The 12,804-nt window shown below is 71.3% G+C and carries 15 protein-coding genes and 1 tRNA gene; 6 read left to right on the forward strand and 10 right to left on the reverse strand.

Annotated features, from left to right (window positions below; translation table 11 throughout):
* Positions 1–7 precede the first annotated feature (7 nt).
* The 3 genes from P2T62_RS03975 to P2T62_RS03985 all read left to right on the forward strand — a co-directional run bounded on the left by P2T62_RS03975 (position 8) and on the right by P2T62_RS03985 (position 984).
* Positions 8–81 (forward strand) — tRNA-Phe (locus P2T62_RS03975).
* A 424-nt stretch (positions 82–505) separates the two neighbouring features.
* Positions 506–787 carry a hypothetical protein gene (locus P2T62_RS03980; RefSeq protein WP_276260195.1) on the forward strand — a complete coding sequence of 94 codons (282 nt, stop codon included), beginning with the start codon at positions 506–508 and terminating at the stop codon, positions 785–787.
* 71 nt (positions 788–858) lie between these two features.
* Positions 859–984 carry a hypothetical protein gene (locus P2T62_RS03985; protein ID WP_276260196.1) on the forward strand — a complete coding sequence of 42 codons (126 nt, stop codon included), beginning with the start codon at positions 859–861 and terminating at the stop codon, positions 982–984.
* Between the two features lie 18 nt (positions 985–1,002).
* Here P2T62_RS03985 and P2T62_RS03990 read toward each other — a convergent pair whose 3' ends face one another.
* Positions 1,003–1,323 (reverse strand): amphi-Trp domain-containing protein, encoded by a 321-nt coding sequence (locus tag P2T62_RS03990; protein ID WP_276260197.1) that lies wholly within the window; start codon positions 1,321–1,323, stop codon positions 1,003–1,005.
* A gap of 103 nt (positions 1,324–1,426) precedes the next feature.
* Here P2T62_RS03990 and P2T62_RS03995 point away from each other — a divergent pair, with 103 nt between their 5' ends.
* Positions 1,427–2,317, forward strand: coding sequence for a winged helix-turn-helix domain-containing protein (locus P2T62_RS03995; protein WP_276260198.1), 891 nt, complete (start codon positions 1,427–1,429; stop codon positions 2,315–2,317).
* A gap of 71 nt (positions 2,318–2,388) precedes the next feature.
* Here P2T62_RS03995 and P2T62_RS04000 read toward each other — a convergent pair whose 3' ends face one another.
* The 3 genes from P2T62_RS04000 to P2T62_RS04010 all read right to left on the reverse strand — a co-directional run bounded on the left by P2T62_RS04000 (position 2,389) and on the right by P2T62_RS04010 (position 5,028).
* Complete coding sequence (locus tag P2T62_RS04000; protein ID WP_276260199.1) at positions 2,389–3,138, reverse strand: SDR family NAD(P)-dependent oxidoreductase; 750 nt, start codon at positions 3,136–3,138, stop codon at positions 2,389–2,391.
* Between the two features lie 78 nt (positions 3,139–3,216).
* Entirely contained in the window at positions 3,217–3,735 is a 519-nt protein-coding gene (locus P2T62_RS04005; RefSeq protein WP_276260200.1) for a hypothetical protein, read from the reverse strand.
* 150 nt (positions 3,736–3,885) lie between these two features.
* Positions 3,886–5,028, reverse strand: a complete 1,143-nt coding sequence (locus P2T62_RS04010; RefSeq protein WP_276260201.1) for a DUF4397 domain-containing protein — start codon at positions 5,026–5,028, stop codon at positions 3,886–3,888.
* A gap of 585 nt (positions 5,029–5,613) precedes the next feature.
* Between P2T62_RS04010 and P2T62_RS04015 the strand changes: the two genes are divergently transcribed.
* Positions 5,614–5,808: a cold-shock protein gene (locus tag P2T62_RS04015; protein ID WP_254821166.1), complete on the forward strand. Its 195-nt coding sequence runs from the start codon at positions 5,614–5,616 to the stop codon at positions 5,806–5,808.
* Positions 5,809–5,900: 92 nt separating this feature from the next.
* Here P2T62_RS04015 and P2T62_RS04020 read toward each other — a convergent pair whose 3' ends face one another.
* From P2T62_RS04020 to P2T62_RS04030, 3 genes are all read right to left on the reverse strand, one after another.
* Positions 5,901–6,728: a DUF7537 family lipoprotein gene (locus P2T62_RS04020; protein ID WP_276260202.1), complete on the reverse strand. Its 828-nt coding sequence runs from the start codon at positions 6,726–6,728 to the stop codon at positions 5,901–5,903.
* Between the two features lie 126 nt (positions 6,729–6,854).
* The gene (locus P2T62_RS04025) at positions 6,855–8,054 is read right to left on the reverse strand and encodes a glycosyltransferase family 2 protein (protein WP_276260203.1); all 1,200 of its coding nucleotides are present in this window, start codon (positions 8,052–8,054) and stop codon (positions 6,855–6,857) included.
* 107 nt (positions 8,055–8,161) lie between these two features.
* Positions 8,162–8,917 (reverse strand): DUF429 domain-containing protein, encoded by a 756-nt coding sequence (locus tag P2T62_RS04030; RefSeq protein WP_276260204.1) that lies wholly within the window; start codon positions 8,915–8,917, stop codon positions 8,162–8,164.
* A 152-nt stretch (positions 8,918–9,069) separates the two neighbouring features.
* Between P2T62_RS04030 and P2T62_RS04035 the strand changes: the two genes are divergently transcribed.
* Positions 9,070–9,510, forward strand: a complete 441-nt coding sequence (locus P2T62_RS04035; RefSeq protein WP_276260205.1) for a hypothetical protein — start codon at positions 9,070–9,072, stop codon at positions 9,508–9,510.
* A gap of 72 nt (positions 9,511–9,582) precedes the next feature.
* On the opposite strand, the gene P2T62_RS04040 is transcribed toward P2T62_RS04035, so the two are convergent.
* The 3 genes from P2T62_RS04040 to P2T62_RS04050 all read right to left on the reverse strand — a co-directional run bounded on the left by P2T62_RS04040 (position 9,583) and on the right by P2T62_RS04050 (position 12,726).
* A complete protein-coding gene (locus tag P2T62_RS04040; protein WP_276260206.1) occupies positions 9,583–10,920 on the reverse strand; it encodes a condensation domain-containing protein in 1,338 nt (445 codons plus the stop codon).
* A 50-nt stretch (positions 10,921–10,970) separates the two neighbouring features.
* Positions 10,971–11,954 carry a 5'/3'-nucleotidase SurE gene (gene surE / locus P2T62_RS04045; protein WP_420028409.1) on the reverse strand — a complete coding sequence of 328 codons (984 nt, stop codon included), beginning with the start codon at positions 11,952–11,954 and terminating at the stop codon, positions 10,971–10,973.
* A gap of 136 nt (positions 11,955–12,090) precedes the next feature.
* Positions 12,091–12,726 (reverse strand): NUDIX domain-containing protein, encoded by a 636-nt coding sequence (locus tag P2T62_RS04050; RefSeq protein ID WP_276260207.1) that lies wholly within the window; start codon positions 12,724–12,726, stop codon positions 12,091–12,093.
* Positions 12,727–12,804 lie beyond the last annotated feature (78 nt).

A 12,804-nucleotide genomic window follows, 5' to 3' on the forward strand; every position in this document is an offset into this window, starting at 1 on the left:
AATGCACGCCGCCTTAGCTCAGCCTGGGAGAGCACTCGACTGAAGATCGGGCTGTCCCCCGTTCAAATCGGGGAGGCGGCATGTTTCTGCGGCCGACCACGCGAGCGAGCGTAGCGAGTGAGCCGTCGGCCGCGGAACTGCCCCTGAGCCGATTTGAACACGCGAGTCGCAGCCCCGCGCAGGCGAACGGAGTGAGGCGAGCAGGAACGTCTCGCACCTGTTCAAATCGGGGAGGCGGCATCCTGCTGCTACACGATTCTCGTTCGAAGAGCCTTCGTGCCCGACTGAAGATCGGGCTGTCCCCCGTCCCCGCGAGCGAAGCGAGCGGGGGCTCGGAAGACGAGCGTAGCGAAGTCTTCCGGCGTTCAAATCGGGGAGGCGGCACTCGTTCTACGAACACCGTGAGCAGACGAGTGGCAACGACGCGATTCGAACACCCCCACACGGCGGGGAAGCCGCGTTCCCTGCGACGCTACAGTTAGACCGCTTCCGACGATACTGGTCCATGGACCTGGGCGCTGCAGACGTGTACGAGACCAGCGTGACCACCGCCCGGGAGAACCTCGAGCGGGCGGGTGACCTCGACGCGTTCCTCTTTGCCGTCTCCGAGGACGGCGACCTCAACGCCACCATCGGGACCAACGAGAGCGGCGCGGGCGCGGTGCCCCTGGAGGAACTGGTCGGTATCGCGCTGCTCCTCCTCGCACGGAGTCACGACATCCACCCAGCGGTGCTGGCCCACGGGGCCGCCGAGTTCGCCATCGAGAACTACGACGCCACCGAGTAGGCGCCACCGGGCGTATCCGCGGCCGAGTGGTCGCCGCCGAACGTATCCGTCACGGGGTGTGACCCCCAGATGTGAACGCCTCGACACTCGTCCTCGCGTTCGGCGCGGTGCTGTTCGTCCTCCCGATTCCCGGGACGTTCGTCTCCGGTGCACTGGTGGTGCTTGCGGGGCTCGTCGCCCGCCGGCTCGGATCGTAGCCGCCGGCCCGGTCCCGCTCAGCGCACGTCCGGCGCCTCGTCCCCGGCCTTGCCGGGAATCTCCACCTCGATCTCCAGTTCGGGTTCGCCGACGCCGTCGTAGTCGATCTCCAGTTCGACGGGTTCGCCGAACGCGAACGGGAGTTCCCAGGCCTCATCGCCGCTCTCGTCGACGATGGTGAGTTCCTCGTCGTCGCGGAGCTGCTCGCCCAGTCGGATCAGGAACTCCCCGGCATCGGCGGCATTCAGCCGGTACTCCTGCTCGAAATCCCGGCCCTGTCGGATGAGCGTCCGCTCCGGCTCGGCCTCCTCCTCGTCCGTGCCTGTCTCCGTTGGCATGACGTGTGACTTTTCGGCACGCCAAAAAATGAATCCGTCGGCTGGGGGCCGGTCCGCCGTGCGCGGCCGAAGGCCCTTGACGACGGCCGCCGAGGCACGTCGTATGACCGACAGTTCGCCGGCCGACGATGCCGAGCCCGCGGACGCGTTCGCGCTCGTGGGCAACGAGACACGTGCTGCCATCCTCCGGGTGCTGGGCGAGGACCCGTGGTCGGGGCTCTCGTTCTCGGAGCTGCGCTCGCGGGCCGCTCCGGACATGGACAGCGGCCAGTTCAACTACCACCTCCAGCAGCTGGTCGGCCAGTTCGTCCGGCAGACGGAGGACGGCTACGAGATGCGTCCGTCGGGCGCCACCCTCTACCGGACCATCCAGGCGGGGACGTTCAACCGCCGTGCGACCGTCGAGCCGTTCCCGGCGGGGTTCGACTGCTACTTCTGCGGTGCGACGGCCGAGGCCAGCTACGACGACGGCATGTTCGACCTCTCCTGTTCGGGCTGTGGCCACGTCTACACCCGGACGATGGCGCCACCGAGTGCCGTCGAGGGGGTCGACCCGGACGATCTGCTCGCCCGCATCGACCAGTACAACCGCCACACGATGCTGGCGTTCGCCCGCGGGGTGTGTCCCATCTGCGTCAACGGCGTCGACCGACGCTTCAGGCGCGGCGAGGCGGTCTGGACCGAGGGCTCCGAGCGGTTCGACTGCTTCGTCAACCACGTCTGCGGCCACTGCGGGAACGAACACTACATGGCGGTCGGCCTGGCGCTGCTGTACCGCCCGGAGCTGGTCTGCTTCTTCCACGGGCGCGGTCTCGACGTGACCAGCGTCCCGCACTGGGAACTCCCCTTCCTGATGACCGACCAGGACGTGACCGTCCTGTCCGAGGACCCGTGGGAGGTGGCCCTGGAGACGACGTACGACGGCGACCGGCTGGAACTCCTCGTCGACGAGGACCTGACGCTGGTCGAGCACCGGGTCGTCGAGGACGTGTAGCCCGACCCGTCAGCGCGTCGGGGGGCTGCAGACGTCTCCGTCGCCGGAGATCGGCGCCCCCGGCTCCGAGGTCACCGCTGGTCCGTCGGCCGCACCATGAGTTCGTTGACGCTGACGTGTCGTGGCTGGCCGACCGCGTAGAGGACGGCGGCGGCGATGTCGTCCGGCTGGAGGGCGTCCATCGACTCGACCCAGCCCTCGAGGCGCTCCCTGACCTCCTCGTCGGGGATGTGGTCCTGTAGCTCCGTGTCCACCGCGCCCGGTTCGACGATGGTCGTCCGGACGCCGTTCTCCGTCTCCTCCTTGCGGAGCGCGTCGGTGAACCCGTTGACGCCCCACTTGGTGGCGTTGTACCCGGCCGCGGTCTGGCTGGTGGTCCGGCCGGCGACCGAGGAGACCTGCACGAGGTCGCCACCGCCGCGCAGATGCGGGAGTGCGGCCTTGCTGGCGTGCATCAGGCCCAGCAGGTTCACCTCGACCATCGTCCGCCAGTCGTCCGGGTCGGCGTCCGCGACCCGCTGGAGCAGCATCACGCCCGCGTTGTTCACGAGGGTATCGAGGCCGCCGAACGCTTCGACCGTCTCCGCCACGAGGTCGTCGACGGCATCCCGGTCGGTCACGTCCGTCGGGACGACCAGCGCCTCGCCGGGGCCGTCGTCGATGTCGGCGGCGAGCGACTCCAGCCGGTCCGCGCGCCGTGCCGCCAGCGCGACCGCCATCCCCTCGTCGGCCAGTGCCCGGGCGGTCGCCGCGCCGATGCCGGAGGAGGCTCCGGTCACGATGGCCACCTCGCCGTCCATGTCACGCGTGAGCGAGCGCATGGCCCCCACGAGTGGTGGCCGGCGCATGAAGGTACGTCCGCCGGCGACGTGTTCCTCGACTCCGACCCCCAGGTCGTCTCAGTACCGGACCACGGCGTCGACGATGCCCGCCGTCTGGCCGACGCCGACGATGACGAGGCCGGCGACGAGCGCGCGCTGCCCGCCGGCGGCGAACAGCCCGCCGAAGTAGACGAGGGCACCGAGGAGACAGAGCCCCCCCGCCGCGAGGTAGACGTTTCGCGGGCCGTCCTCGGCCATCTCGCGCCCCGTCTCGAGCAGTCCCACACCCGGGAGCAGCATCCAGCCGCCGACGGCGAGCGGGAGGAAGACCTGGCCGAGAACGGGGGTGACCAGTCCGATCAGCCCGGCCGCCGTGACGGGGATGCCGGCGGCGACGACCAGCCACCAGACCGAGAGGATTCCCTCGCGCATCTCGCGGTAGGAGAGCGCCGCGAAGCCCACCAGCAGGACCGCCATCACGCCGTGAGCGATGAGCAGCGTACGGGTCGCTACGAGGTCGACGTGGGCGGCGATGACGACCGCCCACGCCGCCGGGACAAGAAGCGCCGGGCCGTTCGCGCGGAGCCTGCGGAGCATGGCGGCGCTTCTCGGCGCCCCCCAATCAATCCGCCTGCCGGTCCCGGACCCGTCTGCGAACGAGCGCCTCCGTTGCTGGCGCTCGATGTCGGGACTCGTCGCGGGACCGGACCGTCCGTGGAGGGCCCGAACGGTCGGCCCGTCGTCGGGTCAGGCCGTCGTCGGGGTGCCGTCCTCGGCCATCCCGGTCTCCGTTCCGGGGGCCGCCGTCGCCTCGGTCGGCGTGGCTTCCGGTTCTGCGGTCGGCGTGCCCTCAGGTTCTGCGGTCGGCGTGCCCTCAGGTTCGGGCGTCGGCGTTCCTTCCGGTTCGGGCGTCGGCGTGGGTTCACCCATGCCGTCGTCGCCGGGGAGCCGGACGGTCGTCGTCCCGTTCTCGGTCACCGTCGTGGCGTCCTCGATGAGCCCCACCCGGAACGACTGCGAGCTGTTGTCCGGGACCACGTAGCCCAGCGCCAGTGCGGAGTAGGCAGAGCCGCCCTGGAGCGAGACGTTCGCCGTCGTGACGATGGGCCCGTCGTTGGACGCCGTCGCCAGGCGGATCTCCGCCGTGTAGTTCCCCGCCGGGACGGTCACGTAGTCCGAGGCGTTACGGAACGTGAGGTTCTCGGCTACCACGGCCCCGCCGGCCGTGGTCACGTCGACCGTGGGCGCGTCCGGCGAGAGGTGGAGGACCCGGAGCGCGGACTCGTTCTCGGCGGGCTGTGGCGCGTCGTCGCTGTAGCCAACCAGCGCGAACTCGGTCAGCGTGTTCGGTTCGGTCGCACCGGTGGCGGCGATGGTCACCGCGCCCGGCTCGAGAGCCACGGCCCCATCGAACACCACGGCCTCGCGGTCACCTGCCGCGGTGACGGTGAGGTTGTACGTTCCGGGGGCGAGCTCCGCGTAGTCGCTGACGTTCGCGAAGGAGAGGTTCGTCAGGAACGTCTGGTTCTCGACGTAGACGTCGACCGGCGGCGCGTCCGGCGATGCGTGCAGTGCCCGGACGTAACTCGGGCCCTCGGTCACGTTGTCGGTGGGCTCTTCAGTCGGTGTTTCCTCTGGCGCCTCCTCTGTCGGTGTTTCCTCTGGCGCCTCCTCTGTCGGTGTTTCCTCTGGCGCCTCCTCTGTCGGTGTTTCCTCTGGTGCCTCCTCGGCGGGGGTTCCTGTAGGTGTCTCGGCCATCGGTGTACCCTCGGTGGGTGTCGGTTCCTCCTGAGTGGTACCCAGTGCGATGGTCGTCCCGGCGGCGGCGCTCCCGACGAGCGCCAGCGCAATCAGGACAGTGACCACCGACCGGACAGTGGTTCGTGGCATGCAATCCACCGGTCGACGGACTCCCCCTTTGTTATCGCTCGCCATCGGCGGCCACCGAGTAACAACCTCGCGTTACCGCCCGCCGGCCGATGCCTGGCCACCACTGGCCTCCAGTCGATGCAGCGTCCCGACCGCTTACGCGATGGTTTCGAACCGCTAACCTCGGATTTCCGCGGCCGTTACCGCCCCTACCGTCGTCCGCGGCCCTCCCTCGGGGAACCGACCACCGCCGCTGACGAGGTGGTCCCACCCGGACTCCGGACCGACTCCTCGCGGTAACGCCGACCTGTGACACGGCTGTCGACCCACCGGGGCGGGCGGCGACCCAACCGCTCGTCGGTTCACTCCTCGGGCGTCCCCCGGGAGCAGCCCGGCTCGAACTTGACGATCGGGGGTGTGGCCGTGTCCGAGGGAGCCCGGACGCGGTCGACGGGACCGTCAGGGCCGGCTGGAGCGGCCGACGGCCGGGCTCGGATTACCCGCAGCAGCGCCGCCCCCGCGATTGCTGTTTCGCCGCGTGAGAACCCGTCTCGTGGGGGTTCTCGTCCCGGAAGGGTTATACGTCCCACTCTCCCCGGTGGTTGTATGGCAACTGGCAAAGTTGATTTCTTCAACGACACCGGCGGCTACGGTTTCATCGAGACGGAAGACGCAGACGACGACGTGTTCGTCCACATGGACGACGTCGAGGGTCCGGACCTGGAGGAGGGCGAGGAGCTCGAGTTCGACATCGTCGAGACGGACAAGGGCCCCCGCGCCCAGAACCCGCGCCGCGTCTGAAGCTGGACGACGCAGCCGCACCGTAGTTACACCTTCTTCGTATTTCCACCGCGCACAGCGGCGGCTCGGTCCCCCGGACCGTCCCGCGTCGCTCAGCGGCTCGCTTCCTCGGCCGCGGCCAGCCACGCCGGGTCCGCGACCGCGGTGCTGCCGACCCCGGTGATGCTGTACTCGGCCTGGAACGACACCGCCCGGCCGTCGTTCGTCGTCCCGCTCCAGCCCCAGGTCTCCTGTCGTGCCAGGCCGTCGCCGTCGACGAGGACGGTGTAGGTCCAGTCCAGTTCGCGTAGGGCCTCTGGGTCGGTCCCCCCAGCACCGCCCGCGGCGGCCGCCATCCACGCCAGCGAGGTGCCCTCCGTGAACTCGTAGCGCGTGACGGGCACGCCGTCGAACGTCTCCTGTCCGCGGGCGACGAGCCCGTCCGTGTCGGCCGCGTCGTAGAGGCCGCCGTACGCGAGACTGGTGGCCACGAAGTCGGTGTCGCCGGCCGTGCTCGTGTAGACGGTCTCCTCTCCGGAGCCGTACCGGCTGTAGGTGACGCCGTCGGCGTGGAACTGTTGCCAGCCTTCCGTCTCCGCCCCGTCGCTGGACTCCCAGCTCGTCAGCGACCGCTCACCGACGAGGTCGACCATGTGACGGACCGTCATCTCGCCACGCTCGCCCTCGTAATCCGTCCCGCTGTAGCGCCAGGTCGCCGTGAAGCTCCCCGCCTCCCGGAGCGCCTGCTCGCGGTCGGCGGCCGCGAAGCCGTCGGTACCGGTCCCGTCCCCGCCGTCGCTCCCACCCCCTCCGTCGCCGCCGTCGGCTCCACCGCCACCGCCGCTCCCGCCACCGGGGGCGGCGGGACCACTCCCGTCCGTGCAGCCGGCGAGCAACACGAGCACCGCGACGACCAGTACAGCCGCTCTCCTCGCAGTCATGACCGAGGTACGCCGTTCTCGGATATGAACCTATCTCGCGCTCGTTGAACGAACCTCGGGAGTGACGGAGAGAACCACTGGACCCCGTGACGGCTCGGAAGCGACAAGGAGAACCGATAGACCCCGCTACTGCTCGGGACCGACCTTCTCCGTGACGCGGAACCCCTCCGGGGGCGCGAGGACGCCCGCGACGGTGCCCATCGAGTGGACGACCGTCACGAGCGGCGTCAGCGGCAGGACGACGAGCCACTTCAGCTCGCTCGTGCCGTAGTAGACGCCCCCCCGGACGAACCAGAACGCGGTGGCGCCGGCCAGCCCCAGCGAGACGAGCAGGAACAGACCGCCGTAGGCGACCGACACGCCCAGCACCGCCAGCGGGACCGCGACGAGCGTCACGACCGGCGAGAGCGCCCACGCGTAGTTCCGGACGCGGGTCAGCGCCTCGTACCGGGCCGGGAGCATCGAGGCGGCCTGGAGGTTCCCCGCCGCCCAGCGTCGGCGCTGCTGCAGGATCTCGTACAGCGATGGGGGCGCCTCGTTCCGGCAGGTCGCCCGCGATAGCGCGAAGGTCGGGTCGGCCTCCCGGAACGCCGCCCAGACGAAGGCGGTGTCCTCGACGATGGTCTCGCGGTTCCAGGTCACCGCGTCCTCGAGCTCGGCGCGGACGGCGATGCCGCCGCCCCACGCGAACAGCGGGATGTCGAGCCGTGCGAACGCGCGCTGCTCGATCTGGACGCCCATCCGGTAGATGTCCGCGAGGTAGGGGAGGACGCCGCCGCTCCGGCGGGGCTGCTCGCGGAGCTGGACCACGTCGGCGTCCGGGAGCCCCTCGAACGACTCCACGACGCTGTCCTCGTCGAGGTAGGCGACGAACTCGCGGTCGTGCGTGAGGTTCCGGCGGGCCCACTCGATGGCACGCCCCTTCCGGACCGCCTCGCAGTCGAACCCGTCCGGGACGACGTGGACCGTCGCGCCCGTCACGTCGATGGGTGCCTCGGCGACGACGTGGACGTCGTCGAACCGGGCGGGGAGCGAGTCGACCGTGGCCTGGACCACGTCCTCGGCGTCGATGGTGAGGATGCGGACGTGGACCTCCTCGGGCCCGTACTCGGCCGCGGGCGGCTCGTAGCCCGCCCCGACGACGTACGTGAGGACGACCCAGACGAGCGCGGTCCCGCCGAAGAGGACCGTCGTGGCCCAGAGCGTCGCGTCGAGCAGCGTCCACCCGGGGGCCACGCGGGGGAGCGCCAGCGGCGTCAGTGCCGCGGCCGCCGCCAGCAGGAGCGCCCCGGCGACCGCGACCAGCGAGTAGCGTTCGGCGTTCATGACAGCCGTGACGAGTGGCCGGACACACTTCAACCGGAAACGCCGTTCGGGCAGTTCGAGCCCGTTCACGGCCGATGAACGGTCTGAACGGTGCTCTGGAGCGGTCCCTAATCTCCGCCGATGAGCGGGGTCTCGGCCCGGTAGTGGATGGCCATCGGCAGCCCCTCCGCGTCTGTCGGGGGATCTGGTGGGAGCGAGCGCAACTCGGCCGGGCCGGGGCGCGCGGTGTAGGCCAGCGCCAGCGCGTCCAGTACGTCGTGGACGGTGACGCGGGCGTCACCGGCCGCTTCGGCGGCCGACTGGACCGCGGGCGGGGCGTCACGGTCGAACTCGGCGAGTGCACGCATCCGCTCGGCGTAGCCGCCCGCGGTCGAGCGGGCGTGTGCGGGCGGTTCGCCGGCGAACGCGGTGAAGCAGACCTCCGGGTGGGACTCGGCCACCACGTCGCGGGCCTCGGGGACCTCCCGGAGGAGGTCGTCGAGTGCGGTCGCGGCGTCGGCCAGTTCGAACGCCCGTTCGGCCAGTTCGCGGCCGGTCACGCGCTCGTGGACCCGGGCCGCGGCCGGGTAGCGGCGCTTGCGTGCGGCCTCGCGGACGGGGGGGTCAACGACGACGTGACCCCGGTCGCCGAGCACAGCCCGGGCCAGTTCGTCGCACTCCCGGGGACTCCCGTCGGCGCCGACCGAGCCGATGGGGGCGCCCACGAGGATGCGTGCGGCCGTCTCCTCGTAGTGGGTCCAGCAGGCGCCGATGCCCTCGTGGGCCCCAGCCTCGGCGAACCCGTCGGGGCCGAAGGCGGCCGCGAACCAGCCCTCGCCGTCGCTGGGGACCGCCCCGACGTACAGTGACCCACCCGCTGACATACCCGATGGTCGGGGACCACCCGACGAAAACCCTCCGATGCCGTCGGTCACACGTCGGACGGCGGCCGCATCGGGGCCCTTCCCTCTCGTGGGCGTTCGACACGCGTCTGACGCGGATTGATAAGGAGTGCCACACAAGCCTGCGTTCGCAAATGTCGACCCGGAGGCGGCCCCCGGAGCCACTCGTCGGCGGCTACAGCGGTCCGCTCGGCCGACGACTCCTCCGGGTGCGACGCCGCTGCCGGCGCGCGCGCGAGTCCTGTCGTGCGGCCGTCCGCCACCGGATCGGCTCGACCCGGACCTTCCCGTTCGACCCCTCGGATATGCGACTCGCCTACGGTTACCGCCAGGTGCTGCTCACCGTGCTGGTGCTGTCCGCGCTGGGCTGGCTCGGGATGCGCCTGTTCGCGACGGAGCTGTTCCGTGCGCTCGTCTCCCGCGACCTTCTGCTCGTGTGCGGGTTCAACGCCGGCATCAGCGCCAGCGGCCTCGTCGTCGGCCTCGCCTGCCGGCGCTACTGGCGCTGGTCGCGCCGCGCGTCGGTCCGGTTCACCGCGCTCGTCGACGCGCTGGCCGAGACGCGCCGCCTCTGAACGGCGGCCGCGCCGGTCCCGTGCGGACACTCTCCCCGGCCGACGACCTCGTCACCCGTCCCGCCGCCCGTCTCAGAGCTCCTCCATCGCCGCCAGGCGCTCGACGAGCTGCTCGATGTGGGTCGCGTAGGTGCTCATGAAGCGGTCGGCGCCGTCCTGGTCGAACTGCGTGCGGAGGTAGCGGCCGAAGATGCGCACCCGACCGTCCAGCGACGCCACACCCAGGCCGACCGGCGTGCCCTCCCACGAGGGCGGCGTGAAGAACGGCCGTTCCTCGGTGTCCGTCCCCACGGAGGGGTACGTCGGGATGTTGCCGAGGTTGGTGAGGATGATGGTGTCGGTCAGGCGCATGCCCGGTCCCCGGAGCAGTTCGGGGAGTTCCTGTCGCAGTCCGATGGGGATCTCGTCCGGGAGCATCGCGAGCGCCTTGTAGAGGGCGGCCGCGCGGTCGCGCTCCTTGATGCGGGTCGTCTGCCAGGCGACGTGTTCGAGGAGGTCCGCGGCGTCACGGCGGTCGCCCCGGCCGCTCCGGACCGACTCGAACATCGAGTACATCGCCATCACCTGGTGGAACCACTCCTGCGGCCGGAGGTTGACCGGCATCATCACGCTCAGCCGCCCGGTCACCTTGCCGTGCCGGTCGTTCCAGTCCGCCATCGCCAGGTGGAGCGCGGACAGCAACACGTCGTTGACGGAGATGCCGTCCGGGCGGTCGCGGACGAGGCGCGTGGTCAGTTCCTGACTCAGGTCGAGGCGGGTGTACCCCCATCCGTCCACGTCCCGGCCGCCGTCCCTGGCGAGGCCCGTGGGCCGGGTGATCGACTCGCGTGCCCGGCGCGCGAGCGAGTCGATGCCTTCGACGGCGTCCGCGATGCGGTTCACGCCGATGTCCTGCAGGAACGACCGCGACTCCTGCAGCGTGACGGGGTCACGCATCGGATCGTTGCCCTTGTACGCCTCCCAGACCGCCTGCGAGTACCGGAGCGTCCCCAGGCCGTCGCCCGCGACGTGGCTGGTCGACTGGAGGACCCGGTCCCCGCCGTCGAGGCCGCCGCCCCGGTAGATGCAGATGCGGACCGGTGCCTCCTCGGTCAGGTCGAAGCGCTCCCCGTAGATGCGGTTCCGGACCTCCTCGAGGGGGACCTCGTCGCTGTCGACCTCGATGACATCGAGGGGCTCGGGGTCGTCCGGGAGGATCCACTCGTACCGGGTGTCCGTGAGAGTCGACGGGCGACGCCGGGCGCTCGCGAGCGGGTGGTACTCCATCGCCGTCGCGGTCGCCGCCTCCAGCCGCTCGATGTCGACGGTCCCCGTCGACTCGATCTCCCCCTGCATGTTCCAGGGCTGGAACGTCTCGTCGAGGTGGTGGGTCATCTCCTCGAGTGGCGTGAACGGCATCGTCTCTGGCATGGGGATGCGCGACCCTGCCGTCGCGGGAACGATAAGTGTGGCTCCGGATATCAGCCGCCGGGACCGTCCCCGCCGAACCGCCAGTCGCCCGCGAGTGCGTCGAGCGCCTCGTGGTGGCTGACGCCGTGTGGGGCCGTCAGCGGCGTGACCGAGACGTCGCCCGCGAGGATGGCGTGGCGGTCGGACTCCTCGGGGTAGCCCTCGGGGTCGTGCGCCGGGAGGTGGGGCGGGTTCTCGAGTCCGAGGTCGGCCTCGATGTCGGCGGAGGCCCAGAACGTGTTGTTGAACCGGATGGTGTCGCCGTCCCGCTCGATGCGCGTGTCGTAGTCGGTCAGCGGCCGGGTGACGCGCATCTCGACGCCGGACTGCGGGGCGATGGCGGGCGCGTTCACGTTGAGGAAGCCCACGCGCTCGCCCGCCCGGTCGCTCGTCGCCTCGCGCCCGGCGGCCGCGCCGAACCCCTCGAACCCGTCGAAGACGGCCGTCTCCAGCGCCCCCTCGACGAGATGCCGGGTCGCGGCCGCGGGCAGGGCGTAGTCCTCGGGGTCGTCCGGGTCCGGGAGGAAACCGGTCGGGTCGTACGCGGAGACGGCGATGGCGGGCGTTCCGAGGAAGGCGGCCTCCACGGCCGCCGCCACCGTGCCGGAGTGGCCGAGGATGTAGGCGTCGAAGTTCGGCCCGACGTTGCAGCCCGAGACCACGAGGTCCGGCCGGTCGTCGAGGCCGCGCAGGCCGAACGCGGTGCAGTCGGCGGGCGTGCCGTCGACGGCGTACGTGTCGTCGTCGCGCCGGGTCACCTCGACCGTGTCCGAGCGCGCGCGCCCGACGCCGCTGTGGTCCGTCGTCGGGGCGACGACCGTCACCCGTACCTGCTCGGCCAGCGCGTCCCGGAGCGCCACGAGGCCGGGACTGTCGATGCCGTCGTCGTTCGTCAGGAGGACGTGCGGGCGCGCGTCGGCGGGCGGGTCGGCGTGGTCGTCGGTATCTCCGGCAGCGGGCGGGTCGGTCTCGTCGGTATCGGGCGGGGCGTCCACATCGGACGGGCGGGCGGAGCGGTCTTGAAGCCGCCGACCACGGGCGGCGAATCGTCGGTGGGTGCCGACCCGTGGCTCGCTTCCCCGCCGAATCCTGGCTCACTCCCCCCGCGACTCCCCGCCCCCGACCCGCTGTTCACTCCCCGAGCCGGTTCCGGATGCGCTCGCGGTCCACCGCCGCCGGCGGGAGGTCCGCGACCGGGAACCACCTGGCGGCCTCGAGTTCCGGCCGGCCGTCGGGGAGCCGGTGGTCGGGCCGGTCGGCGAGCGCGCCGCCGGTCGCGCGGGCGGTGAACACCGCCATCGGGACCGTGAGCGGGTCGCCGGCGGCGTACCGGTGCTCGACCAGCCGGCTGTAGAACAGGCCCGTCAGCTCGATGTCCAGTCCCGTCTCCTCCTCGGTCTCGCGGATCGCCGTGGTCGGCAGCGACTCCCCGGGCTCTGCCGCGCCGCCCGGCGACACCCAGCCGTCGGCGTAGGTCCGCTTCACCAGCACCACGTGCGGGCTCGCCGGCGCGTCCGCGCGGTCGTCCACGACGACGGTCCCCCCGACACCGGCGAGCAGGGCGCGCTGCTCGGCGACGGTCCCGGGCGGCTCGTCCGGGTCGTGTCCGCGGGGCCCGAACGGCAGCGGCTCCAGTCGTGGCCCCGGCCCGTACGACTCCTCGACCCGCTCCAGCGTCGACAGCGCCTCCGCCCGCAGGCGCTCGCGGAGGTCCGGTCCGCCGCCCGTGGGCTCGTCAGCCCCGGTCGTCTCGTCGGAATCGCCCATACACGCCCCTGGGCCGCGCGCCACGTGAGCGTTCCCGGAGCCGCGTTTGTGTATCGGAGGTGACAGGACTTCGCCGGA

The sequence above is a fragment of the Haloglomus litoreum genome (assembly GCF_029338515.1).
GTDB classification, from domain to species: domain Archaea; phylum Halobacteriota; class Halobacteria; order Halobacteriales; family Haloarculaceae; genus Haloglomus; species Haloglomus litoreum.

Bases quoted from the DNA above. Each gene is read 5' to 3' on its own strand.
- P2T62_RS04040 (WP_276260206.1), bottom strand. From the start codon at position 10,920: ATGCCAGAGACGATGCCGTTCACGCCACTCGAGGAGATGACCCACCAC.
- P2T62_RS04030 (WP_276260204.1), bottom strand. From the start codon at position 8,917: ATGTCAGCGGGTGGGTCACTGTACGTCGGGGCGGTCCCCAGCGACGGC.
- P2T62_RS04035 (WP_276260205.1), top strand. From the start codon at position 9,070: ATGTCGACCCGGAGGCGGCCCCCGGAGCCACTCGTCGGCGGCTACAGC.
- P2T62_RS04015 (WP_254821166.1), top strand. From the start codon at position 5,614: ATGGCAACTGGCAAAGTTGATTTCTTCAACGACACCGGCGGCTACGGT.
- P2T62_RS03990 (WP_276260197.1), bottom strand. From the start codon at position 1,323: ATGCCAACGGAGACAGGCACGGACGAGGAGGAGGCCGAGCCGGAGCGG.
- P2T62_RS04020 (WP_276260202.1), bottom strand. From the start codon at position 6,728: ATGACTGCGAGGAGAGCGGCTGTACTGGTCGTCGCGGTGCTCGTGTTG.
- P2T62_RS04010 (WP_276260201.1), bottom strand. From the start codon at position 5,028: ATGCCACGAACCACTGTCCGGTCGGTGGTCACTGTCCTGATTGCGCTG.
- P2T62_RS03980 (WP_276260195.1), top strand. From the start codon at position 506: ATGGACCTGGGCGCTGCAGACGTGTACGAGACCAGCGTGACCACCGCC.
- P2T62_RS03995 (WP_276260198.1), top strand. From the start codon at position 1,427: ATGACCGACAGTTCGCCGGCCGACGATGCCGAGCCCGCGGACGCGTTC.
- P2T62_RS04050 (WP_276260207.1), bottom strand. From the start codon at position 12,726: ATGGGCGATTCCGACGAGACGACCGGGGCTGACGAGCCCACGGGCGGC.
- P2T62_RS04000 (WP_276260199.1), bottom strand. From the start codon at position 3,138: ATGCGCTCGCTCACGCGTGACATGGACGGCGAGGTGGCCATCGTGACC.
- P2T62_RS04025 (WP_276260203.1), bottom strand. From the start codon at position 8,054: ATGAACGCCGAACGCTACTCGCTGGTCGCGGTCGCCGGGGCGCTCCTG.
- P2T62_RS04005 (WP_276260200.1), bottom strand. From the start codon at position 3,735: ATGCTCCGCAGGCTCCGCGCGAACGGCCCGGCGCTTCTTGTCCCGGCG.